Consider the following 25,904-nt stretch of genomic DNA (forward strand, 5'->3'; position numbering starts at 1 on the left):
CCTAACACTCTAAAACATTTATATACTCAATCTCCATGTCCTCAGGACCTGTAACTAGACTTCCCTTTTTCTTAGAATATTCAATGTAATCTATAGTTTCTCTAGTTATAAGCTCTCCTGGTGCAAGTATTGGAATTCCTGGTGGATAGCACATTACAAATTCTCCAGAAATTAGCCCTTCACTTTCACTTAAAAGAACTCTTTTTTTACTAGCATAAAAGGCCTCTTTAGGCTTAACCTTAACTATAGGGTCTATATATTCATGGTCAAAAATATTCTTCTTATCCTTTTCATTTAACCTCTTAATCTCACTTAAAGAGGATACCAACCTTTCAATGTTATACCTAGTATCACCAACAGATATTATGGCAAGTATATTAGCAACATCTCCAAGTTCAATTTGAATTCCATAATCATCTCTTAATATGTCATAAACCTCTATACCTGCAAGTCCAGTTTCTAAGGTGTTAATTGTAAGTTTAGTTACATCAAAATCATAAATGTCATCACCATTATTTATCTCTTTTGAAAAAGCATAATATCCACCAATTTTATTAATTTCTTCTCTTGCATATTCTGCTATTGAAATAACTTCTTCAAAAATTTTTTCTCCATTTAAAGCTAAATTTCTTCTAGCAATGTCTAAAGAAGATAAAAGCAAATATGATGCACTAGTAGTTTGTGTTAAATTTATTATAGTTCTTACATAATCTGGTTTTATTCTATTACACTTCATAAGCAACATTGAACTTTGAGTTAATGAGCCACCTGTTTTATGAATACTGACAGCTGCCATATCTGCACCAGCTTCCATAGCTGATATAGGAAGCCTATCATCAAAATAAAAATGTGTTCCATGGGCTTCATCTACTAATACATACATATTATTTTCATGTGCTAACTTAACTATTTCTTTTAAATTAGAACATATACCATAATATGTTGGATTATTAACAAAAATAGCCTTAGCATCCTTATTTTCTTCTATAGCTTTTTTTATATCCTTTATTGACATTCCTAAAGAAATTCCTAATCTACTATGAATACCAGGATTTATATAAATAGGTGTTACCCCTGTTACTATTAAAGAATTTATAGCAGACCTATGAACGTTTCTAGGCATTATAATTTTATCCCCCTCTTTACATACACTCATTATCATAGCTTGTACTGCTGATGTTGTCCCATTTACCATAAAAAAGGCCTTATCAGCTCCAAAAGCTTCAGCTGCTAATTTCTCAGAATCTTTTATAACAGATGTAGGATGACAAAGATTATCTAAAGGCTTCATTGAGTTTACATCTACTGAAACACAATCTTCTCCTAAAAATTCCCTAAGCTCTTTATTTCCCCTTCCCTGTTTATGCCCTGGCACATCAAAAGGAACTATTCTTTGTTTTTTATACCACTTTAATGCTTCATAAATAGGAGCATCTTCTTGAGAAAGTTTTTTCATGAAATCCCCCCTTTACTTAATAAATATTTACACCACCATATATTTCAATCATTTCTTTAGATAATCTATCTCGTATTTCTCTTCTTTCATTTGGAGATAACTCATAAGGGTCAGAATTAAATAAATAATTATTTAAGACAATATCCTTAAGCATCATTTTTGTATGAAATATATTAGATTGATAAACATTTACATCCATAGCATCATATCTTTTTAATGTTTCTTCATCTATATAATCTTGAATAGACTTTATATCATGGTCTATGTAGCATTTTCTACCATCAACATCTCTAGTAAACCCTCTTACTCTATAATCAATAGTTATTACATCAGAATCAAAACTACCAATTAAATAATCTAGAGCATTTAATGGAGATATTTTTCCACAAGTAGATACATCTATATCGACTCTAAAAGAAATTATATCGTTGTTTGGATGAAACTCTGGATAAGTGTGTACAGTAAGATGACTCTTATCTAAATGCCCTACAACACTATCTCTAAGCTCTAAATATGAAATTTCTCCTTTATTACAAGATGGATCAATAAGTGCTACTGGTAAAGCTTCTTCTGTTATAAGTACATTTACACTTGCTCCCTGTGGTTCATAATCTTGTTTTGAAATGTTTAAAACATGAGCTCCTATCATTTCTGTAACATCACAAAGAATTTTTGTAAGACGCTCTGAATTATACTGCTCATCTATATACTTTATATAATCTTCTTTCTCTCTCTCTGTTTTAGCATAACAAATATCATATATATTAAAACTTAATGTTTTAGTAAGATTATTAAAACCATAAAGACATATCTTTTCTTTCAACCCTAACATCAATCCTTTCTTTTAAAACTTATTTTACTACTTTAATCTAATTTCGAATTCATTATATATCACTACTTTAATTTTTTCTATAGAAAATTCAATCAATCCCTTAATCTATGCTATATAGAGAATCTATCGTTAATATTTCGGTAACAAAAACTAAGAAAAATACTTAGTATTACTAAACAAAGTTATAAATAAAATAAACTTAAAAAGCTTTAAAATATGCCTATTTAAGTAAATTTTTATAAAAAACAAAAAAACCCAAAAAAATCAAATTTTAATTTTTTTGGGTCTTTGTAAATATTATATTAATAAACTATACATTATACTCTTCTACTATAGACTTAAATTCATCATGAAATTCTTCAATCCATTTTTCAAATGTTAAGCCTTTTGCTTCAACAGCCTTTGCAACTTTTAATAAGAATTCTGGAACTTTATCTTGAAGAATATCTCCATAACAATCTCCTAAACGAGTCTCATTAACTCCTAATTTTCCACCAAAATGTAGTTCAAAAACATTTGATACAGTTTCACCGATTCTCTTCTTCTTACCAGCAAAACCTATTTCTCCTATTTCATGCATACTACAAGAGTTTGGACAACCTGAAAAACGTATTCTTGGTAATAATCCTTCTTTAATTGAATTTTCTTTTAATAAAGAAACAAACTCTCTTAAAGTTTTTTGGCTCTCTAAAACTCCCATTTGACAAGTAGGCACACCAATACAGCATACACTTCTCTCTGCTAAAGTTTCTCCACCTTTATCTTGAGTAAACTCTAATATTTCTTTTGCTTCTTCTCCATTTAAGTTTCTTACGTATAAATTTTCATCCATACCTAATCTAACTTCTACTTCTTCCATATTTTCTATTCTGTCAATTAATCCTTTTAAAATATCAAGGTTTAATTGACCTCCTATAGGATGGAATAAAACTGTATATAAACCTTCTTGTTTTTGTGGAATTAATCTTTCGTGTTTTATATCTGTTGCTTGTCCTTTTTTAGTATATTTTATATCTTCAACTTTAAGGTCTAATCCACCTTTAGCTTTTGCTTCTTCTAAATGTTTTCTAAAACAATCTTTAAATCCTTCTTCGCCCATTCTTTCAACAATATATCTTATACGAGCTTTTCCATGATTATTATAATCTCCTTCAGCAACAAATAAATTTGTCATAGCTTCAAGACAATATAAAACATCTTTTTCATCTATTAATTCATCAAATTCAACAGATGTTCTTGGATTTCTTCCTAATCCACCGCCTATGTAAAGTTTAAATGCTCTCTTACCATCATTATCTACAGCTAAAAATCCTAAATCAGTAACTGTGCAATGTGCTGCATCTGCTTGTGAATTAGAAAAAGCTGTTTTTATTTTTCTTGGTAATTTATAAGTATAAATTTTACTCATATAATGATCATTAGCTGCTAAAGCATAAGGAGTTACATCAAAAGTCTCTCCTATTTCAACTCCTGATAAAGGATTTAAGGCTACGTTTCTTGGGAAGTTTCCACCGCCTCCTCTTGTGTATATACCTTTAGTTAATCCTTCTTGCATTATATCGCATACATTGTCTATAGTTATTCCATGTAATTGAATTGCTTCACGAGTTGTTAAGTGGACTTTATCTAAGTTGTATTGTTTAGCCCAATTATAAGCTTCTTTTAATAAATTCAAACCTGCAACACCCGATGGTACTCTTAGTCTAACCATAAATTCTTTTCCGCCACGATGTGCATAAGCTCCCATTCCCCCAGAAGCCCTCTTAAACTCAATAACGGTCATCTCTTTATTTAAAAACTTATGTCCTTTTTCTCTAAATTCTTCGATTTCCTTTGATAAAATCTCATTTAATTTATCCATTTCATATCACCTCATTAAAATTCTATGCCTTGAATTTACATTAGTAAACAATTAATTCTTTATATATCATATAATAAAATACCTATTTTAAATTTTATATATTTTTTTATATTTTTTTAAACAAATAGTTACATATACCCTAAAAAACTATTACATTTGTAAATAATATTTTTCTAATATTCATAATATTTTCATTATTTTCTTTTTATTATATAATATATTCATAGTTACTTTATAAGTGTCTTAATTCTAAATTTTTCCTATATATATTTAAAAAATTTTTAAAATGCTATTAAAAATTAAGTTATTTATAAAATTAAATAACTTAATTTTAAGATAATAAAAATAACTAATCAAAAATATATGCAATCTATTTTAAGGAGATGTTTTTATGAGTGATAATAAATTAAAAGAGGATTTAGTTAAGATTTATAAAGAGTGGAAAGATTTAGAGAAAAAAGCTGGAAAGAAATTAAAACACCATAGTGAAATGAAGAAAGAAGAACAAGAAGATGACATTGTTAGATTTTCAGATTATGCAGGTCTATCAGTTCCTGTAACTGAAGATATGTTACTTGCCTTAGATGAAGAATATTTTAGAGTTTAATATTAATTTTAAATAAAAAGACACATTACTAATTTGTAATGTGTCTTTTCTATCAATTTAATTTTAATTTATTCAAATTTTATATAAATACTATTCCATCATAGCTGTTATCTTTTTGCTTAGTAATAATAATATTAATCCTAAGAATATACTTACTCCAGCTATTGAACCGAATAATTCTAAAGCTCCTAATTTTTCAACAAAGGAAGCTATGAAACCTGATAAGTAGTTTGCAACTCCGTTACTAGCAAGCCAAACTCCCATTAATAATGAAGCATATTTAACCGGTGCTAATGAACTTACCATTGAAAGTCCTATTGGTGATAAACAAAGTTCTCCCATTGTATTAAATAAGTAAGTTCCTACTAACCAGAACATACTAGCTTTAACTGCTGGGTTTTCAACATTTCCTCCTAAAGACATAGTTGCAAAAACCATTAATAAAAATCCACATCCTAAAACTATCATACCCATAGCCATCTTAGTTGGAATTGATAAATCCCCTCTTTTACTATTAGCTAATGTAAACCATAGTTTTGAGAATATAGGTGCTAATATTAATATAAATAATGGGTTTATAGATTGGAAGAAGGCTACTGGTACTGTCCATCCAAATAAGTTTCTGTTAGTTGCATTTTCAGCAAATAAAGTTAAAGTAGTACCTGCTTGTTCAAATCCAGCCCAGAAGAATACAACAAATGATGCAAGTATTAATATAACTGCAACTCTTCTCTTCTCTTGCTTAGTTAAAGGTTTCTTTTCTTTTGCACTTTCTTTTTTACTATTTTGTTTTTTAATTTCACCAACATTTGCTAAATACTTTGGAGATAAAAGTATAAATATAATTTCTCCTAATATTATACCAATACCAGCTGCTAAGAATCCATATCTAAATCCATAGTGAAGTATCATGTCTCCAGACTTTGTAGCAAAAAAGTTTTCTGCTAATAATCCACATATTATTGGTGCTATTAAAGACCCTAAGTTTATTCCCATATAGAAAATTGTAAAAGCTGAATCTTTTCTTTTATCGCCATCTTCATATAATTGACCAACTATTGTTGATATATTAGGTTTGAAGAAAGCATTACCAACTATTATACATCCTAAACCTACATAAAGTGCAGTTCTAGTTTGCCATCCAAATAATGTTAGGTTTCCTAAAATCATTACTGCTGCCCCAAGCATAATTGATTTTTTCTGTCCTAAAAATTTATCTGCTATTTCTCCACCAATTATTGGTGTAAAGTAAACTAAGAATGTATAACCTCCATATATTCTAGCAGCACTAGATACATCATATCCTAAACCACCAGTTACAAAAGATGCTGTTAAGTAAAGCATTAATAAAGCTCTCATTCCATAGTAACTAAATCTTTCCCACATTTCTGTGAAAAATAAAAGATATAGTCCTGCTGGGTGTTTTAAACGTCCATTGCTTCTCTCTACTGCTAAATCAGTAGGTTTAATTACTTCTGCCATTTTTATATTAATCCCCCTTTTTTATTTATGACTTAATTCAAACTATTTTTACTGCGAATTTATCATTAAACTTATTATTCCGTTAACACATTTTTAATTATAAATACATTTTTACCCTTAATCAAACCTCCTCTTAACAAATTATTGCAAGTTTATTAATAATTTGATTACATTTGCTCTTGAATACTCTTTTTTTCTGTGTGTATCATAACAACACAATTGTTTACTATAGAAAAACATTCGAGAAAAACTTTTATAACATTTTAATAAAATTTATTAAAATGTTAATTTTTATTGTCTTTTTTTACTATTTAATTAAAATATTCTTGTTTTTTATGGTATAAAAAAGTAAAATGAAAAGCATATTAAAATTTGAGAGTATTTTTAGAAATGCATATTTTAGAATAAATTATTTCAATTTTTTATTTATTCCTTTAAAATATATAAATAATTTTAATTTACTTTTCTATAAAAACAATTCAAAAGCTTTTTAAAATTAAAGTTCAGCTTAAAAAGAAATAAATTAAATAAAAAGTAAATTAAATAATTAATTTATAGAATTCTTTAAAGTAATATTATATAGTTTACTTATAAACCAAATTAAGGTATAATTTAAATAAAGTTTACAATTGAACTATTCAAGGAGGAAGATTAATGGAATTAAAGGCCCTTAATCCTAATGGAAATGCTTTTTTAGTTTCTTTTACAAAAGCAAAAAAAACATATAAAAAGTTTATTTCACCAACGCTAAATGAATTAGGGTTAACGCATAATGAATTTGAAATATTAGTTTTTTTACAAGAAAACTTAGATTATAATACAGCAAAAGATATAGTTGAATTTTCTGGACTATCTAAGGGATTAATATCTAGGTCTATAGAAAGTTTATTAAAAAAAGGACTTATATCAATAAAAAAGGATGAAAATGATAAAAGAATCTTTAGATTATATATCTCTCCTTCAGCTAACGAAACTCTTAATGTCTTAAATAAAGTTAGCAACAAATTCTTTAAATTGCTTTTAGAAGACTTAACTGATGATGAACTTGCACTTTTTGATGTTGTCTTAAATAAAATGATTAAAAACTTAAATAATTTAAAAATATAAAACAAAAATGAGTTTATGTAAAAGAAAAACTTACAAACATTAAAAATGCTTGTAAGTTTTATAAAATTATTTGCATATTAACTCATTTTATTCTTTAATTTCATTTATATGATTAAACATAGATTTAATGTTTTTAACATTACCATATACTGTTATTTTATCACAAACCTCAAAAACATAATCAGGTGTTGGGAAGTTAACAAACTTGTCCCCTTTATCTATATTTAAAACCTCTATTTCATTTGCCTTAAGGTTACTATCTATTATACTTTTTCCAATAATAGTAGCTTTTTCAGAAAGATATATTTCATAAACTCCAAACCCCTTAGTATTAGTTATTAAAGTTAAGTGTTTTGAATTAATCTTATCCCATATTTTAGACTGAACAATAAATTTTTCAATTTTATTTTCAAGCTTTTCTAACAAGGAAGTTTTATGGAAAAATACAATAAATACAATAAATGCAATAATAATAGCTAAAGAACCAATATCTATTACGCTACTAGTTATTATATTTACTGCAAAGGATATAATAGTTGCAGTACTAGCATAGCTAAATCCCATAAGCCAAATAGCAAGTTTCCTTCTAGTTGGATGTTGAACTATTATTTCACTTTCTTTCGTTGTAAATCCAGTCCCTGTTAAAAGTGATGTAACCTGAAACCTAGCCTTTTCTATAGGCACTCCTGTAAGTCTAAATAAAATAGCGAAGAAATCTACTATTATTAGAAATAGCATTAAAAATAAAATAAATGTAAGTACTAAAACCATAAGTTCCCTCTCCTTTCCCCATTAGTTAATTTAAATTATTATAATAAAAATTCAATTTCACAATTTGTAAAATGCTCTTCTTGATTTTTATATGAATTAATATGTGTTTTCTCTTTATAACTTATTTCTTTTTTATTCTCTATATATCCAGATATCTTAAAAACAATCCCTAAAAGTAATAACCCTACAAGTAAAACTTCTCCTGAAATTATAATTATCCTTAAAAATTTCATAAGACCTCCTAATATAAAGACTCATAAATTTTTTCCATATCCTCTAAATTCATAGAAACGTAATTATTTTTTAGTAGTCTTTTTTGATTATTAATAACACTTTTTGAAAACTCTTTAATTTCTTCATATTTCATGCCATAATCTCTTAAATTATTTCTTTTAATCAATTTATTTAAAAGATTTTCTAAAGCTGAGTAACTCTTTTCTTCTTCTACATTTAATATATTTCCTATTAATTTTGACAGATTAAATATTTTACCTTTACTATTCTTTTCTTTATAAAAATTTAATACAGCCATTAAAAATTGATAATTTGCCTCTCCATGAGGAACATGATATTTCCCTCCTAAGGGATAAGATAATGCATGTACTGCTCCAACTCCAGCATTTCCAAAGGCAATTCCTGCATAATTACTTGCAATTAAAAATTTATCCATTATATCATTTCTATGTTCTTCTCCCTTTTCTATTATTTCCTTATATCCAACTAAAATCATTTCAATAGCCTTAAAGGCAAATAAATCTGTATAAGGAGTAGAATTTGGAGATAAAAATCCCTCTATACTATGTATTAATGCATCAATAGAACTATAAACAAAAGCTTTATAGGGCATAGTTTTACAAAGACTAGGTATTAAAATAGCTTTATCAGCATAAAGCTCATCTACAGCTAATCCAAGCTTTGTCTTCTCACTCTTTATTTCAGCAATAGATATATTAGTTACTTCACTTCCTGTTCCACAAGTTGTAGGAACTATTATAAGTTCTTTATCTCTTATAATATTAATCTCTCTTTTAAATAACTTAGCTGTACTTTCTACATCCTTTAAAGCTAATAACTTACCTACATCTAAAATTGACCCTCCACCAATAGCTATAACTCTATTAAAGTCTATTTTTTTTATATCTTTAAAAATTTCGTCTATTACTTCATCATTTGGTTCATTAAAGTTATACTTATCTTTAAAAATATAATTACATTTTAAGGATAAATCTTTAAAACTTCCTTCATAAATTCTTTTGTTTGTAAAAATTAAATCTTTACTATTTAAATTTAATTCCTTTGCAAATTCATAAGAATTTTCAAAACCTAATATTTCCGTATTTAAACTTAAAAGTTTCATAAAACCACCTACTAAATCTCTAATATATTTTAACTAATGATTTAAAGAAAAAATTAAATTAATTGAAATTTTCACTTAAATTTAATATTTGTTTACAATAAATCAATAATTTAATTATACTAAAATTTTATTTTTTTCTCCAAAGAAAATTAAAGGTAATAAAAAATAATCTATAAAGAGATAAAACACTCCTTATAGATTATTTTCCTTAAAAAATCAATAAAATACAAGTAAAAAAATAAATTAATCTACCTGTCTTAATAATCTTTTCATTACATCATTAACCTTAGCTATACCAAGACTTTCATTAGCCATTACCATTATTAATTTTACATCATCATAAGACATATCAAGCTTATATGACCTTATATCTAAAATAGCATCTTCTGGCATGTACTCAAAAATAAGACTTGCAACTTCTTCAGCTAAATCTAAGTAATCCTCAAATAACTCCTCATCATTTAAATCCTTAAGGTCAGAATTTTCTCTCATAAGACCTCTTAAAATCTCCATGTCTACACTTAACTTAAATGCAATTATATCCTCTCTTTTTGAGCTTTTGCATAAATCACTTACAACTTTAACCTCTGTGTTATTTTCTATTTCTCTTTTTATTTCTTCACTATCTAATACTCTATTTCCAAAAGCAACATACATGTAAAATACCTCCTTAGTATTATATTAAAATCTTGCTTTAAAACTACCTATATATTTATATCACTTGTATATACCTTATTACAAGTAATATTTTTAAGTTTTAAAACATTAAGCCTAAGACTATTCTAAAGGATAAAATTTATATGTATCCTTACCTTAATTATGTTACTAAGAGAATATTTTTTCAAGAATTCCTGTATGTTCTAACAATATATTTATACCTATTAATATAAGTACAACTCCACCTACTATTTCAGCATAATTTTTTAATATATCTCCTAATTTTTCACCTATTATAACTCCAAAGAAACATAAAACCAAAGTAATAAGCCCTATTATTATAACACTCTTAACTATTGGTATTCCTAAAAATGCAAAACTAACTCCAACTGCTAAGGCATCTATACTAGTTGCAATAGCAAGTACTGTAAGATTTTTAAAACTTAACTCTTCTTTTCTTCTATTATTTAATAACTCTTTTTCTTTCTCTTCACTTATTTCCATTGATACTGCAACTTCTCTTTTTTCTTCATTTCTTTCTTTTAAAGCCTCAAATATCATCTTGCCACCTATAAAACCTAATAGAATGAATGCTATCCAATGATCAAAGGCTTTTATATATTCTGAAAAATACCTTCCTGCTCCCCATCCTATTAAGGGCATTAAGCCTTGAAATATTCCAAAAAACAAAGCAACTCTTAAGGCATCTTTAACTCTAACCTTAGTAAGCGTTATTCCCTTAGCAATAGATACAGCAAAAGCATCCATAGCAAGACCAAAACCAGTTAATACAATTGATAAAATACTCATAAAAATCCTCCTATAATGAAAAGTTTATAAAAAAAGACTTATATGCAGCAAAAAACTGCATATAAGTCTCGCTATTTAAGATTAAGCCAGATTAAAAAATTCTTTTTAATCAATTTGTTGACTTAATCACTCATACTTTTTTTGAGCTAACTACTCCCTCATATGAAAACAAAGTTTATTAAATACTTTAAAACTTTATCATAAATACTTGCATAAATCAACCTTAATATATTTAAATTTATTTTATAAAAACTTTCCTTATAGTTTACTCTAATTTAATCAAATTTATTTCTCAAACTAATATATTTATTTTAAAAATAAGTAATTTAAATAAGTTCCCTTAATTAATAAAAAATAAAGATAGAGATAATTTCATCTAAATAAAATTATCTCTATCTCTACAGAATAATCTATTTACCACAATTTTTTTCATGGCTCTTTATATTTCTAGCCATTTTTTCTTCTTCTTTTCTCATTTCTTCAACTTTTTCTTTTTCATCCTTTATTGAATGTTCTGCATCACAATGACACATTTTATTATGTTTTGACATTTAAAAAACCTCCTTTAACTTAAAAAGTGCATAGATAAAATTTAATTTCAAAAGGCTAAGTTTATTTTTATTAGTATTTACTTTCATATTACTCTTATTAAAAATCTTTGTAAAAATTAATAAAGTTTCATTTTCATTGATTTAAAGTAAAAACATTTTATTTTCCCTAATACTACATATATTTCTATACATTACATTAGCTTTTCTCACATTATTAAAAACAATTGAAATTATAAATATTTGTATAAAATATATCTATTTTAATTATCTTATATTAAAGAAAAATATAAAAAAATTAAGGGATTTATTTTTATAAATCCCTTAATTTTTATATAGAGCTTTTATTAACAGTTATTATTATTTCTTCTCCAACTTGAGAAAGTTTATATTGAAAACCTTCCTTTTCCCAAGAATAATCCTTAGAATCTCCATTTTCTTTATCTTCTTTAATTTCTGGATTTCCTAATTCCTTTTTTAAATCTTCTAATATATTATCAATTGAAACACCCTTAAAATGTACACTTACAGCACTTATATTTTTTGAATCATCAAGGTCTAATATTAAATCTGCATTGTAATTAAACATTCTAGTAGGGTAACTTGAAGAAATTATGACCTTTTTCCCCTCAACTTTTTCTATATGTTCACTTCCATCTCCATTTTTCTTAGAAAAATCATTGTAATTATCTCCTACATAATCACTTAAATCCTTAAGGACTACTGACTCTCCTACACTATTTTCAACATTTGCTTTTTCATGACTTTTATCCTTAGAGTTTTCTTTAGATACACATCCAACTAAAGATGTTAATAACAAAGAAGTTGTTATTAAAATAGCAACAATCTTTTTCTTATTCATTTTATTTTCTCCCCCACCTATTTTTCATGTGTTTTATATGCAAATGTATATGATTTGCATCTTCATCTAATTATAGTACAAATTTCTTTAAAATAAATTACAAAACTTATTTTTTCAAAGCAAAATTGTAAATAAACTTTAAACAATAAAATTTTTATAAAAAAATTATAGCTAATAAAAGTAAATATACTTCTATTAGCTATAATATATTTAAAACTTCTTTCTAAGATACATTGCTCTTTTCAAATTGGCTATTATAAAGAGTTGCATAGAAACCACCTTTTGCTAATAATTCTTTATGATTTCCTTGTTCAACAATATCTCCATCCTTCATAACAAGAATTAAATCCGCATCACGAATAGTAGAAAGTCTATGAGCTATAATAAAACTTGTTCTTCCTTCCATAAGCTTTTCCATAGCCTTTTGAATTAAAAGTTCTGTACGTGTATCTACTGAACTTGTAGCTTCATCTAATATTAAAAGTTTAGGGTCTTTTAAGAAAGCTCTAGCAATTGTTAAAAGTTGCTTTTGTCCTTGTGATATATTACTTGCTTCCTCATTTAAAACCATATTATATCCATCTGGTAAAGTTTTTACAAAGTTATCAACATGAGCAGCCTTAGCAGCTTCTTTAACTTCTTTATCAGTTGCATCTAATCTTCCATAACGTAAGTTTTCCATTATAGTTCCATTAAATAGCCATGTATCTTGAAGAACCATACCAAATAGATTACGTAAGTCAGCACGCTTAAAGTCTCTTATATCATGTCCATCAATTTTAATGCTTCCACTATTTACATCATAAAATCTCATTAACAATTTAACTATTGTAGTCTTACCAGCTCCTGTTGGTCCAACAATAGCAACCTTTTGTCCTGGCTTAACATCTACTGAGAAATTATTTATTATTATTTTTTCTGGATTATATCCAAAATGAACATGGTCAAATTCAACTTCACCTTTAATATTTGAAGTGTCCACAGGATTTACTGGGTCCTTAGTTTCATCTTTTTCCTCTAAGAACTCAAATACTCTCTCAGCAGCAGCTGCTGTTGATTGCATTATATTTGCAACTTGAGCCATTTGTGCTATTGGTTGATTGAAAGAACGAACATATTGTATAAATGCTTGTATATCCCCAACAGTTATAACACTTTTAATAGTTAACCATCCTCCAAGAATTGAAACTAAAACATATCCTAAGTTTCCTACAAAGGACATAATAGGCATCATCATCCCTGATAAGAATTGAGATTTCCAAGCTGATTTATATAAAGTATTATTTAAGCTATCAAATTCTTTAGTAGAAGCTTCTTCTCTATTAAAGGCCTTCATTATATTATGACCTCCATAAACCTCTTCTACTTGACCATTTAAATGTCCTAAGTATTCTTGTTGAGATTTAAAGTATTTTTGAGACTTCTTAACAACTAAAGAAATAAGAAGCATTGATACTGGAAGTATAATAAAGGTTGCTAAAGTCATAATCCAACTTATGGATAACATCATTATTAAAACCCCAATTAAAGTAACTATTGAAGTTATTATTTGAGATAAACTTTGATTTAAAGTTTGGTTTACAGTATCAACATCATTTGTAATTCTTGATAAAACCTCTCCATTTGTTCTTGTATCAAAATAATTAAGTGGTAAAGTATCAATCTTTTCTGATATTTGTCTTCTTAAATTATAAGAAACCTTTTGGGCTACATTAGACATTATAAAAGATTGAATAATACCAAATAAAGTACTAACTAAATATAAAACTATTAAAACAGCTGCTATTTTTCCAATATAACTAAAATCTATAGAGGCATTAGGAACACCTGTTATTTTCTCTACTAATCCTTCAAAGATTTTTGTAGTAGCTTTACCTAAAATTTTAGGTCCTACAATTGAGAATGCAGCACTACCTATGGCAAACAAAAGCACGATTGCTATTGATAAGCTATAAGGTTTTAAATAGGTTAGAAGTTTTTTCATTGTTCCTTTAAAATCTTTTGCTTTTTCCACAGACCTTGGGCCACCCATTCTTCCCATTGGACCGCCCATTCCGCCTTTTCTTTCTCTATTCATTACTTAGCTCCTCCTTTGAAAGTTGAGATAAAGCTATTTGCTTATAAACCTCACAATTTTCTAGAAGTTCCTTATGGGTTCCCTTACCAACAATCTTACCTTGGTCTAATACGATTATTTGATTTGCTCCCATTATTGTGCTTATTCTTTGTGCAACTATAAGCATTGTACTATGTGATGTTTTCTCATTAAGTGCTTTTCTAACAGCTGCATCTGTTTTAAAGTCAAGGGCTGAGAAACTATCATCAAAAATATATATATCAGGATTTTTTACTAAAGCTCTAGCAATAGACAATCTTTGCTTTTGTCCACCAGATACATTAGTACCTCCTTGTGAAATTTCTTCATCATATTTTAATGCCTTAGTATTTATAAACTCTGAAGCTTGTGCAATATTTGCTGCCTCTTGAAGCTCCTCTAACATAGCATCTTCTTTACCATATTTTAAGTTACTTGCTATAGTTCCTGAGAATAAAACTCCTTTTTGAGGAACATATCCTATTTTTTCTCTTAAATCATGTTGTGAAACACTTCTTATATCAGTACCATCTACTAATATTTCTCCCTTAGTAACATCATAAAAACGAGGTATTAAATTAACTAAAGTAGACTTACCACTTCCAGTTCCACCAATGAAAGCAGTTGTTTCACCAGGTTTTGCTGTAAATGAAATATCCTTTAAAACATATTCCTCAGCACCAGGATATTTAAAAAATACATTTTTAAATTCAACATATCCTCTTTTAGCTTCATTAAATTCATCTTTCTTTTCTGGGTCTTTTATGCTTTCCTCAGTATCTAAAACTTCAGCTATACGTTGTCCTGAAACAGAAGCTCTAGGAAGCATTACTGATACCATAGATATCATTAAGAATGCCATTATAATTTGCATTGTATATTGAATAAAGGCCATCATGTCCCCAACTTGCATAATTCCATTGTTTACATTATGAGCCCCAACCCATACTATAAGTATAGTTATAAGGTTCATTATAAGCATCATAAGTGGCATCATTCCACCCATTATTCTACTTACAAATAAATTTATTCTAGTTACATCTCTATTTACATCATCAAATTTCTTTTCTTGATATTTTTCAGTATTAAAAGCACGGATTACTAACATACCTGTTAAAGATTCACGAGCTACTAAATTTAATTTATCTACAAGTTTTTGTATTAATTTAAATCTAGGAATAGCAAGTCCAAATAAAACTGCTACTAAAGCAAGTATAGCAGCTAAGGCTACAGCTATTATCCATGACATACCAGTATCAGTTTTTACAACTCTTAAAATACCTCCTAAACCTAAAATAGGAGCATAGAATACTATTCTAAGTAAAAGAACCATAAGAGTTTGTATTTGTTGAATATCATTTGTACTACGAGTTATAAGTGATGCTGTTGAGAATTTATCAAATTCAGCATTAGAAAACTTAACAACTTTTCCAAAAACTCTACTACGAAGATTTCTACCAAATCCTGCAGCAACTCTTGAAGCTATTAAAGTTACAGATACCGCAGCCACCATACTTCCTAAAGCTAAAAGAATCATTAATCCTCCAGTTTTAATTATGTACTGACTTTGTATCTTTTCTAAGTTCATGCCTAAATTTTTATATTCTGCTTTTATAAAAGTAGTTGCAGTTTGATTTACCATACTATCTGGCATAGTTTCAAACTTTTCATCTATTTTTTTAAGCATATCTTCTCTTTGATTCTCTGGCATCTTTTCAATTATAAAGAAAGGATCTTGTCCTTTAAGTGCCTCATTATTAGTTGAATTTCCTGATGTTCCTGTAAGAGATGAACCTTTCATAATTCCCTCTATACCCTTATCTTCAATTCCTCCAACAATAATAATAGCTTTTCCCATAATGGAATCTAATTCTTTAATGTCTTCTTTATTTTTTGTATTTAACTTATAAAGGTCTTCCTTTTCTAAAGCTGGATATTTTTTAACATCTTTTTCATATTCACTTTCAGATAAGGTGTCCTTATTAATTAAAGTGTAGCTGTCTTCTACCTTTTTAAATTCATCTTTGCTCATAAAAAGCTTTAGCCTATCAAATTCTGATTTGCTAATAACCTGAGGAACCGAATTTTCTATTCCTCCTTGTTGAATACCTACATTTACTATATTTGACATATAGTCTGGTAAGGATAAATCAAACATTGCTTGAGCAAAAAGAAGTACTATAACAGCTAAAATTGATACCGTAAATGGTTTTAAGTATTTAATTAGCTTTGACATTTATTTCCCTCTTTTCTTTTTGAAATTTTATTATTAAAAATTAAATTAATCCTAAAAATATTTTTCAAATTTATTTTCATGAATAGTTATATTTTAATATTAATTATATTTTTATAACTATTCTATGTCAATAACTATTTTTGGTGTATAATAATTATAAAAGTTATATAATATAATTGTTTTTTCCACCTTATTTACAAATTAAAAATTATTAATTTATAGATAATATAAATAAACTAAAAATTTATAGGAGGTAATAATGAGTAACTTAGAAAATTTAACAGATGCTACCGAGGAACTTTATACCCTATTATTGTGTTTAAATAGAAAGGTATTTAGTCATGATGATGTTGTTAAAAGATTGTCTATACCACCATCACATGCTAAGGTTGTCTTTTACTTACATTTAAGCGGAGAAGCTTCTGTTTCTGAAATAGCAAAAAATCTATCTATATCAAAATCAAATATGACTCCAATTATTGATAAACTTATACAAGAAAATTTAGTAGAAAGATTTACAGACCCTAATGATAGAAGAATAATTAGAGTAAAAATAACAGACAAAGGGCATGATTTTTGTCTAAAACAAAGAGAAAAAACTAAAAAGCATCTTGAAAAAAAAATATCATCTCTTTCTCCTGAAGAATTACAAAAAATTAAGTCTATAACTAAAGAACTAAATAATATTTTTTCTAAAATGGACTAAGGATTATTTTAAATTATAATTTTAAATAGAAGATATTAATTAGAACCTTAGAAAAGCCAAATTATTTATAGAAAACTTTAATTTTGAATTTTCTAAGTTCTAAAAATATCTTAAAAATAACTTTTATCAAATTAATATGTACTTATTATAAGGCTTTAGTATGTTTATTTTATTAAACCTAAGCTTACTAATCCATTATATATGCCCTCTTCTTTCACATTTCCAGTTTGTTTATATGCATAAGGAAGTAATGTTTTATGTGCATCTCCCATTGCTATGCCATACTTAACCTTTTGAAACATCTCTATGTCATTTTCTCCATCTCCAAAAGCATAGGTATCTTTATCATTTAAACCTAGCTTGTTTATTAAGTACTCTATACCATGAGCTTTTGTACATCCTTTTCTATACATATCATAAGAAGAATGTCCTGGATGTTGCATAAATACAAATTCATCACCAAACTTCTTAAATAACTCCTTAAAGCTTTCCTTATTATTATCAATAACTACAATTTTATTAGTTGAAACAGTATTAACATCCCACTTTGATGTAAAATTCTCTCTTGGAAGGGCAAAATTTTCAACCATTCTATTTATAACATCATCATTTAACACATAACTTTTCTCTTGCCCTTCTAAAATAAAATCAATATCATTTTTAATACAAAAATCAATTATCTCTCTTAACTTGTCTACTTTTATATCATCATTAAGAATTACTTTAGTATTTATCTCTATATAAGTTCCATTAGAAGCTATATATCCATCTAAATTTAAATCTCTTAAACCTTCATCAATAAAACTCATAGGTCTTCCTGTAGCTAGTATAGTTAAATATCCATTATTTTTTAATTCCTTAATAGCTTTCTTTGTTTTATCTGTAGGTTCATATATTCCTTTTACACAATCAATTAATGTACCATCTACATCAAAAAATACTATTCCTTTTAAATCTTTCATAAAAATTACCCTCCTCTTCATAATTATTATGATATCATAAGTTATTTTATCTTATTAAAAGCCTATATATTAAAAAGATAAAATTTAAATATATAAAAAGAAAACTTACAAATATTATAAAAAGAAAAATAACAAATCTTTAAATATACCTGTAAGTTTTTATATAATTTATTTATTAAAAATATTAAGTTAAAATTAAATTTTATATAGTAAAAATTTTACTAACTAAATCACTTACTATAACCCAAATAGAAAATTCATTTCCACCATAAGTTTGTATAAAATTTCCTACTGTTCCACTTACTAAGGTTATAGATAATGATGCTAAAAGCATTAATATTACTCCTCCTAAAGCACTTGTAATTATAGCTGCAATCCATCCTCCTCTAGCATTAGCAAATATAGCTCCTGGAGCAACATCAAAATAACATGCAACAACTAAAGGTATAAGTGCAAAGGTTAAAGTACCAGAGGCTCCTAATAAAAATAATGTCCCAATACTACTTAAAAGAGCAACTATAAATCCAATTAATAATGCATTTGGACCATATGGAAAAATCATTGGAATATCTAAAGCTGGAATTGACTCCTTAGCAAGTTTATCTGCAATTCCTTTAAAAGCAGGAATTATTTCTCCTAAAATCATTCTTACTCCAGTTAAAAGTATTATCATTCCCGCTGCAAATGTTACTCCTTGAATTAAAGAATATGTTAAAAGTGGCTCTAGACCATATACACTAACTCTTGCCTCTTTTCCTATCAATAATCCTACTAATACATAAACTATAAACATAACAATTGCTGCTGTTAGATTGTTATCTCTAAAAAAACTTAAACTCTTTGATAGCTTTAAATCTTCTATACTATTTTCTTTTTTTCCAATTAACTTTCCTATATAAGAACCTAATAAACAATATATTGATGCAGTATGACCAATTGTAAATTCATCACTTCCTGTTACATACTTTACATGTTTTCTAAGCAAATATGGAAATATTGTTATAACTAAAAGATACATAAATAATGTAAATATAAATAATTTAAAACCACTTATATTATTTTCAATACCAACAGCTAAAAAAAGCATTGGATACCAAAATAATATATTACCAGTTAAATATACTGTTTTAAACTTTGTATATCTTGCAATTAATATATTTAAAATAAATCCACAAAGAAGTATTAATCCTACATAACTTCCATACTGTCCTAAAAATATATTGAAATCTCCTAAAGTACTATTACTTTCCGTATTAAAAAGTCCTGAAAAAGCATTTGCTAAAGGAGTAATTGATGAAACAACAATCTCTACTCCCTTTAATAAAATTATCATTCCTATAATCCCTTTAAATATTCCCTTTAAAGTAATATCTAAGGGCTTTTTTTGTAGAATCAATCCAATTGCCACTACAAAACCTATAAATAACGCTGGAGTTCTAAAAAAACTCACAAAAAAATCTAAAACTTCTTTCATGTCTAATTATTCCTTTTATTTAATTTTTAAAATATAAAATTTCTAGTTATATTAAGCTTCTTTTAAAGCTTTTAAAAGTTTCTCTTTGACCTCCTTCTTATCCATAAAATTTGATATATATATAAGTTTTCCATTAATATTAGATTTTATTTCTTCTCCTATTTCCTTTGAAGTAAAAATCAAATCAAATTTCTCTCCACAAATTGAAGTCATATCTCTAGCTTCTACTTGAAAATTAATACCTTCCTCAGAAAGAATAGAATCTATAGTCATTTTTAAAAGCAAACTAGTCCCAACACCAAACCCACATACAGTAACTATTTTCATATACTCAACCCTCCTTTCTAAAAAATTAAATTTCATATAAAATCTTTTAATATTATAAAAGTTCTTTCTAAATAAGCTTTAATTTGCTAAAGAAAAAGTTTAAGAATTTCTTCTTTATTATTAGTACTTTTTATAATATTTAAATATTCTTCATTTATTAATACTCTTGCCAAATCTTCAAGAGCATCTAGATGAGAATTACTATCCTTAGCTCCAATAATAAAAATAATATATATAGGGTCATTTTCTTCATGATTAAAATTTATAGGACTTTCTAAGGTTAAAAGGCTCATACACTCTTTTAAAACATAATCCCCTGGTCTTGAATGAGCTATAATAACCCCAGGCATAATAGCCATATAAGGTCCAAGTTCCTTTACCTTATCTAAAATGTCAAAAACATACTCCTCTTTTATAAAACCTTCTTCTATAAGGGGTTTAGCTGCTAACTTAATAGCCTCATCTTTATCTAAAACTTTAGCTTGTAAAATTATATTATTATCTTTTAATAATTTTCTAATAATACCCACCATCTTTCTATAAATTATTAAAATAAATTATGTAATTTTTAATAATTATTAAAAACACTTTAGTATATTATCACTTCAATTGCTATAAAGTCAATTTAATATACTAATTAAGACAACTAAGTTTAATAAATCCATTTTTAATTTGACTAAAATAAAAATATCTCATATAAATTTTATTTTTAAATTTATATGAGATATTCCCTTATAAAAACTATTTATTTTTTTGATAATATTATTATAAAATTTATTTTTTCTTTAATCTCCAAAGTTTAGAAACATAATCACCATAAAGTTTTGGAATATTTAAACCTATATACATAAGTTCATCGCCTCTAAGAGTTACATCCTCTCCAATAACTTCATATTCTGAATCTTTATCTAAGTTTATAAGCTTTAAATTTCTAAAATCTTCATTCACTAAAGCATTTTTTCTAATATAACTTACAACAATATCCTTTCTATCCTTAGATATACTCATCCAAGATACATCATTGTTATTAAAAGGACTATTTAATCTATATAAAGTTCCAAATTGTACAGTTTCTCTAATTTCCTTGTAAAGCTCTATTTGCTTTTTAATTTCCTCTTTTTCTTCATTGCTTAATTTAGTTATATCAAGTTCATATCCAAAATTACCTGCCATTGCAGATACACCTCTAGTTTTAAGAGAGGTTATTCTATTTGATTGATGATTAGGAACTGCTGAAACATGACACCCCATTGAAATAGTAGGATACACCATAGATGTTCCAAACTGTATTTTAAGTCTTTCTATAGCATCAGTATCATCACTTGTCCAAGTTTGTGGCATATAATAAAGCATTCCAGGGTCAAATCTTCCCCCTCCTCCAGAACAACTTTCAAATAATATATTTGGAAATCTATTTGTTATTTCTTCCATCACCCTATATAAACCTAAAATATATCTGTGTGCTGTTTCTCTCTGTCTTTCTGAAGGTAAGCCTAAAGAACCAACCTCAGTCATATTTCTATTCATATCCCACTTAACATAAGATATATTAGCACTTTCAAGAACATTACTTATAGCTTCTATTATATAGTCGCAAACTTCTTTTCTTGATAAATCTAGTATTAATTGATTTCTAGCTTTAGACCTATCTCTTCCTTTAATGTGAATACACCAATTAGGATGTTCTTCATATAGTTTGCTTAATGGTGAAATCATTTCAGGCTCAACCCATAATCCAAAATCTAATCCCATTTTATTTATATCACTAGCTAAATTTTTAAGACCACCCTTTAGCTTATTCTCATTCACAAACCAATCTCCTAAAGAGCTTTTATCATCATTTCTATTTCCAAACCATCCATCATCTAAAACAAATAATTCTATTCCTAAAGTTGAAGCTTCCTTTGCTATTTCCTTTATTTTAATTTCATCAAAATCAAAATAAGTAGCTTCCCAATTATTTATAAGTATAGGTCTTAATTTATCTCTAAACTTACCTCTACATAGTCTATTTCTATAAAGATTATGGTAAATTTGAGACATTTTATTAAATCCTTCTGATGAATAAACTAAAACTACTTCAGGTGCTTGAAATTCTTCTCCATTTTCAAGTAACCACTTAAAATCAAAAGGATTTATTCCTATTTGAACCCTTGAATTTCTATACATATCAACTTCTACATTACCTAAAAAATTTCCACTATAAATTAAACTAAATCCATAAACTTCTCCATAATTTTCATTAGCCTCCTTAGTACATAAAGCTATAAAAGGATTTTGTCCATGGCTACTTGCTCCTCTTCTACTCTCAACAGATTGACTACCACTTCTTAAAGAACTTCTAATAATATGTCTCTCTCTTCCCCAGGCGCCAGAAAGTTGTATTAAATCAAAATCCTCAGATTTAAAATCTAAATTAACACTTAAAACCCTCTCAATATTTACATCATCATCACTATTATTTATAATTTTTAAACTTCTTGTAATAGCGTCAAATTCTTCAAAAACATTATAAGTTAAAATAACTTCTATTTTTTTTAAAGAATCTACTAAATTAACCTCTAAAGTAGTAGCTTCATTATCATTTTCAATATAAACATGAGGTAAGGAGTTAATTTTTTTCTTTCCTTTATATATTTTATGTGATTTATATCTTAAGTCTGTTGCTGAAGTTCCATCCTCATATTGAAATTCTAAGCTAGGACTTCTTAAATCTGTTGCACCAAAGGTTGCACATTCTTGAGAAGTTAACTCTAACTGAAATCCATTTCCTCCTTCTGTTTCAGCACAAAAGCTTCCAAAAGCTTTCCTTCTAAAAAAATACTCTAAATTATCACTTTTAATTTTTCTTCCCCAATAAAGATGACTTAAATGTCCTGTTTCCGTAATTTTAAATATATAACTTGTACTTTTTGTTTTTAAATGAAATGTTTTAAAATCATTATTATAATTTATTCCCATAGTTCTCATAAAGTTATTATTAACTCCTCCCCTTATATTCATATAATCACAATTTATATAAAACACTAAAAATAATAAAACTTTAATTAATAAAATAATTAATAATTAATATTCAATAATTATATACATTTAAATAATTCTATTTTTAGTATAATAATACAAATTTATCCTTTAACAAAATTATATTATTATTTTTCTATAAATTAAAGCTATTATCATATTTTCATATATTAATTTTTATATAAATATATTTTTTAATACCTTAAATTAAAAATAAAAAAAGTTCTACTTAAAAAGTAGAACTTTTCTATGGTTGCGGGAGCAGGACTTGAACCTACGACCTTCGGGTTATGAGCCCGACGAGCTACCAACTGCTCCATCCCGCGTCATTATTTTTTAATTTATTCTAAGTATATACCTATTTTTATGATAAGTCAAATATTATTAATGAATTTTAAAATTAAAATAATAAAAATCTCTTCTTATTTATTTAAAAGCTTATTTTTTATTAAATTACAAGTTAACATTTTTATGTAAACATAATATCCTATAGCTCCACTTAAAGTATTAAGTATAATATCATTAACCTCAAAAAATCTTTGTGTATTTGGAAAAATTAAAGATATTATAATTTGTGTACTTTCTATAAATAAAGAAGTAAAAAAACAAAATTTTAAAATTGATTTTAAAGAAGGAATTTTTTCTCCCTTTATTAAAATATATTTATTATTATCTAGCTTCTTTAAAAAATTCTTTACTTTTATTATTAATTTGCTTCCAAAAATCAAGTCATTCTCATTTTTATTATAAAAATAGCATAGAAAAAATGCTAAAGGACTTAACATAATTAAATTTCCTATTATTTGATATAAAAAACCATATAATCCATTAAAATAATAAATCTCTTTTAAACTTTTTAATGGATTTAACCACATTTGTGGAGGATTATAAACTAAATTTTTTCCCCAAGCTATAGTTAAAGGAAAATAAGCTTTAGATACTACTCCTATTAAATATATACAAAATAAGTAAAAAAATATTTCTTCCTTAGAAAAATATTTTTCTAAAATAATATTCTCATTACTCTCTTTACTTAATTTAAATATTATTAAATATAAAGAAAAGACTAAAACTCCTACTACAAAAAAAACATTTTGAGAAATAATTATCATAAAATTCTCCTATTATTACTTTTCATATTAAAATTTAATAATTATATTTTATAAAAATTTTTAACTAAAATTCTAAAATCTTTATTAATTATATCCAATTTTAATTTTTTAAATCAATTTCAATAATAAATAAGCCATATCAAATTTTTATTCTTAATATTATGACAATATTTAACTTAAATTAAATATTGTCATAATATTTTACAAAATAAATTGATATAGCTCTATACTAATCTTCTTTTTTATTTTCTAATTTTTCTTCGTTATTTTCTAAATCTTTAGTAAATATATGCTCTTTAACTACTACTTCTTTTAAATAATCAATAAATCCATCTCTAAGTTCAGGTCTTCTTAAAGCATATTCAACAGTAGCTTCTAAAAATCCTAACTTATCTCCAACATCATATCTTCTTCCTTCGAAATCATAAGCATACATAGCTTCTTCTCCCATAAGCTCTAAAAGGGCATCAGTTAATTGAATTTCTCCACCCTTTCCCGGCTCAGTTTTTTCTAATATTTCAAATATTCTTGGTGTTACTATGTATCTTCCTAATATTGCAACATTTGAAGGTGCTTCCTCTGGTGATGGTTTTTCAACTAGTCCTTTTACCTTATAAACTCTACCCTCTATATGTTTTCCATCTACTATTCCATACTTGGAAACCTTATCTTTTGGAACAGTTTGAACTCCTAGTACACTTGTTCTATACTCATTATAACAATCTATTAATTGCTTTAAGCAAGGTTTTCCTTCATTATAAACAACATCATCTCCAAGTAATATAGCAAAAGGTTCATCTCCTACAAAAGTCTTTGCGCAATGTATAGCATGTCCAAGTCCTTTAGGTTCTTTTTGTCTAATATAATGAATATCAACCATTTCAGATATATCTCTAACTAAATCTAAAAGTTCAGTTTTGCCAGACTTTTCAAGTTCTATTTCAAGTTCTATATTTCTATCAAAATGATCTTCTATTGATTTTTTACTTCTTCCTGTAATAACAAGAATCTCCTCTATGCCAGATGCTATAGCTTCTTCTATTATGTACTGAATAGTTGGCTTATCAACTATTGGAAGCATTTCCTTAGGTTGCGCCTTTGTTGCTGGTAAAAATCTAGTTCCAAGTCCTGCTGCTGGAATTATAGCTTTTCTTATTTTATTGTTCATCTCTTTATCCCCTTATAATTGTAATTTATATTTTTCATTTAACTAAAAAATATCAACTAAATTTATTACTTTATTTAACATTTCATAAAAATTATATCATAATTTATCTAATATTTTCAAATATTTAATTTAATTTGATTTAATATTATATTTAATATTTATAGATTTTTTAGTATATTATTATATTGTTTTCTATACCTATCATACCCTGCATAATTAACTTTCCCATAAATTTTATTTAGTTATTTTTTAATCTTTATAACATTCTTAAAAACATATTCAAATAGGAAAAATAAAACTAATATAACTTTTACTTTAATATAAATTATTAAAGTAAAAATCCAGTAGAATTTTAAACATATATCTAACTGGATTTTTTATAAACTTTTATTATTTTATAATATTTCTCTAATAGATTTATTTAAATATTATTAAACACAAAAAGTTGATTTT

23 protein-coding genes and 1 tRNA gene are annotated in these 25,904 nt (G+C 26.3%); 3 read left to right on the plus strand and 21 right to left on the minus strand.

Features of this window, described 5'->3' with window-relative positions; translation table 11 throughout:
* Position 1: 1 nt before the first annotated feature.
* From AC4FQV_RS06090 to AC4FQV_RS06100, 3 genes are all read right to left on the minus strand, one after another.
* Positions 2–1,456, minus strand: a complete 1,455-nt coding sequence (locus AC4FQV_RS06090; RefSeq protein ID WP_491165037.1) for an aminotransferase class I/II-fold pyridoxal phosphate-dependent enzyme — start codon at positions 1,454–1,456, stop codon at positions 2–4.
* 16 nt (positions 1,457–1,472) lie between these two features.
* Positions 1,473–2,288, minus strand: coding sequence for an adenosylmethionine decarboxylase (gene speD / locus AC4FQV_RS06095; RefSeq protein WP_491139562.1), 816 nt, complete (start codon positions 2,286–2,288; stop codon positions 1,473–1,475).
* A gap of 310 nt (positions 2,289–2,598) precedes the next feature.
* The gene (locus AC4FQV_RS06100; RefSeq protein WP_491165039.1) at positions 2,599–4,149 is read right to left on the minus strand and encodes a nitrite/sulfite reductase; all 1,551 of its coding nucleotides are present in this window, start codon (positions 4,147–4,149) and stop codon (positions 2,599–2,601) included.
* A gap of 391 nt (positions 4,150–4,540) precedes the next feature.
* Here AC4FQV_RS06100 and AC4FQV_RS06105 point away from each other — a divergent pair, with 391 nt between their 5' ends.
* Entirely contained in the window at positions 4,541–4,756 is a 216-nt protein-coding gene (locus AC4FQV_RS06105) for a hypothetical protein (RefSeq protein WP_491165043.1), read from the plus strand.
* A 90-nt stretch (positions 4,757–4,846) separates the two neighbouring features.
* Here AC4FQV_RS06105 and AC4FQV_RS06110 read toward each other — a convergent pair whose 3' ends face one another.
* Positions 4,847–6,238, minus strand: a complete 1,392-nt coding sequence (locus tag AC4FQV_RS06110) for a peptide MFS transporter (protein ID WP_491139566.1) — start codon at positions 6,236–6,238, stop codon at positions 4,847–4,849.
* A gap of 654 nt (positions 6,239–6,892) precedes the next feature.
* Here AC4FQV_RS06110 and AC4FQV_RS06115 point away from each other — a divergent pair.
* A complete protein-coding gene (locus tag AC4FQV_RS06115; RefSeq protein WP_491139567.1) occupies positions 6,893–7,345 on the plus strand; it encodes a MarR family winged helix-turn-helix transcriptional regulator in 453 nt (150 codons plus the stop codon).
* Positions 7,346–7,432: 87 nt separating this feature from the next.
* Here AC4FQV_RS06115 and AC4FQV_RS06120 read toward each other — a convergent pair whose 3' ends face one another.
* The 9 genes from AC4FQV_RS06120 to AC4FQV_RS06160 form a co-directional block, all read right to left on the minus strand.
* Positions 7,433–8,116 carry a TrkA C-terminal domain-containing protein gene (locus tag AC4FQV_RS06120; protein WP_491139568.1) on the minus strand — a complete coding sequence of 228 codons (684 nt, stop codon included), beginning with the start codon at positions 8,114–8,116 and terminating at the stop codon, positions 7,433–7,435.
* Between the two features lie 38 nt (positions 8,117–8,154).
* Positions 8,155–8,349 (minus strand): hypothetical protein, encoded by a 195-nt coding sequence (locus AC4FQV_RS06125; protein WP_491139569.1) that lies wholly within the window; start codon positions 8,347–8,349, stop codon positions 8,155–8,157.
* 8 nt (positions 8,350–8,357) lie between these two features.
* Complete coding sequence (locus AC4FQV_RS06130; protein WP_491165045.1) at positions 8,358–9,473, minus strand: 4-hydroxybutyrate dehydrogenase; 1,116 nt, start codon at positions 9,471–9,473, stop codon at positions 8,358–8,360.
* 243 nt (positions 9,474–9,716) lie between these two features.
* Positions 9,717–10,130: a hypothetical protein gene (locus AC4FQV_RS06135; protein WP_491139571.1), complete on the minus strand. Its 414-nt coding sequence runs from the start codon at positions 10,128–10,130 to the stop codon at positions 9,717–9,719.
* Positions 10,131–10,298: 168 nt separating this feature from the next.
* Positions 10,299–10,940, minus strand: coding sequence for a manganese efflux pump MntP (locus AC4FQV_RS06140; protein ID WP_491139572.1), 642 nt, complete (start codon positions 10,938–10,940; stop codon positions 10,299–10,301).
* 410 nt (positions 10,941–11,350) lie between these two features.
* Positions 11,351–11,491 (minus strand): hypothetical protein, encoded by a 141-nt coding sequence (locus AC4FQV_RS06145; RefSeq protein WP_491139573.1) that lies wholly within the window; start codon positions 11,489–11,491, stop codon positions 11,351–11,353.
* A gap of 328 nt (positions 11,492–11,819) precedes the next feature.
* Positions 11,820–12,350 (minus strand): hypothetical protein, encoded by a 531-nt coding sequence (locus AC4FQV_RS06150; RefSeq protein WP_491139574.1) that lies wholly within the window; start codon positions 12,348–12,350, stop codon positions 11,820–11,822.
* A gap of 223 nt (positions 12,351–12,573) precedes the next feature.
* The gene (locus AC4FQV_RS06155) at positions 12,574–14,427 is read right to left on the minus strand and encodes an ABC transporter ATP-binding protein (RefSeq protein ID WP_491139575.1); all 1,854 of its coding nucleotides are present in this window, start codon (positions 14,425–14,427) and stop codon (positions 12,574–12,576) included.
* Positions 14,420–16,681, minus strand: coding sequence for an ABC transporter ATP-binding protein (locus AC4FQV_RS06160; RefSeq protein WP_491165047.1), 2,262 nt, complete (start codon positions 16,679–16,681; stop codon positions 14,420–14,422). The genes AC4FQV_RS06155 and AC4FQV_RS06160 overlap by 8 nt, the downstream gene beginning before the upstream one ends.
* 259 nt (positions 16,682–16,940) lie before the next feature.
* On the opposite strand from AC4FQV_RS06160, the gene AC4FQV_RS06165 reads away from it, so the two are divergent.
* Positions 16,941–17,387: a MarR family winged helix-turn-helix transcriptional regulator gene (locus AC4FQV_RS06165; RefSeq protein WP_491139577.1), complete on the plus strand. Its 447-nt coding sequence runs from the start codon at positions 16,941–16,943 to the stop codon at positions 17,385–17,387.
* A gap of 164 nt (positions 17,388–17,551) precedes the next feature.
* Here the strand turns inward: AC4FQV_RS06165 and AC4FQV_RS06170 are convergent, their stop codons facing one another.
* From AC4FQV_RS06170 to galU, 8 genes are all read right to left on the minus strand, one after another.
* Positions 17,552–18,349, minus strand: coding sequence for an HAD family hydrolase (locus AC4FQV_RS06170; protein WP_491165049.1), 798 nt, complete (start codon positions 18,347–18,349; stop codon positions 17,552–17,554).
* Between the two features lie 202 nt (positions 18,350–18,551).
* On the minus strand, positions 18,552–19,823 hold the full coding sequence (gene ulaA, locus AC4FQV_RS06175; protein WP_491165051.1) for a PTS ascorbate transporter subunit IIC: 1,272 nt from the start codon (positions 19,821–19,823) through the stop codon (positions 18,552–18,554).
* A 51-nt stretch (positions 19,824–19,874) separates the two neighbouring features.
* Positions 19,875–20,150: a PTS sugar transporter subunit IIB gene (locus AC4FQV_RS06180; RefSeq protein ID WP_491139580.1), complete on the minus strand. Its 276-nt coding sequence runs from the start codon at positions 20,148–20,150 to the stop codon at positions 19,875–19,877.
* 86 nt (positions 20,151–20,236) lie between these two features.
* Positions 20,237–20,683, minus strand: a complete 447-nt coding sequence (locus AC4FQV_RS06185) for a PTS sugar transporter subunit IIA (protein WP_491139581.1) — start codon at positions 20,681–20,683, stop codon at positions 20,237–20,239.
* A gap of 241 nt (positions 20,684–20,924) precedes the next feature.
* Positions 20,925–23,120, minus strand: coding sequence for an alpha-galactosidase (locus AC4FQV_RS06190; protein WP_491165054.1), 2,196 nt, complete (start codon positions 23,118–23,120; stop codon positions 20,925–20,927).
* Between the two features lie 301 nt (positions 23,121–23,421).
* Positions 23,422–23,497 (minus strand) — tRNA-Met (locus AC4FQV_RS06195).
* Positions 23,498–23,593: 96 nt separating this feature from the next.
* Complete coding sequence (locus tag AC4FQV_RS06200; RefSeq protein ID WP_491165056.1) at positions 23,594–24,283, minus strand: VanZ family protein; 690 nt, start codon at positions 24,281–24,283, stop codon at positions 23,594–23,596.
* Positions 24,284–24,512: 229 nt separating this feature from the next.
* The gene (gene galU / locus AC4FQV_RS06205; RefSeq protein ID WP_491139584.1) at positions 24,513–25,451 is read right to left on the minus strand and encodes a UTP--glucose-1-phosphate uridylyltransferase GalU; all 939 of its coding nucleotides are present in this window, start codon (positions 25,449–25,451) and stop codon (positions 24,513–24,515) included.
* Positions 25,452–25,904 lie beyond the last annotated feature (453 nt).

The sequence above is a fragment of the Clostridium sp. TJA038 genome (assembly GCF_058310255.1).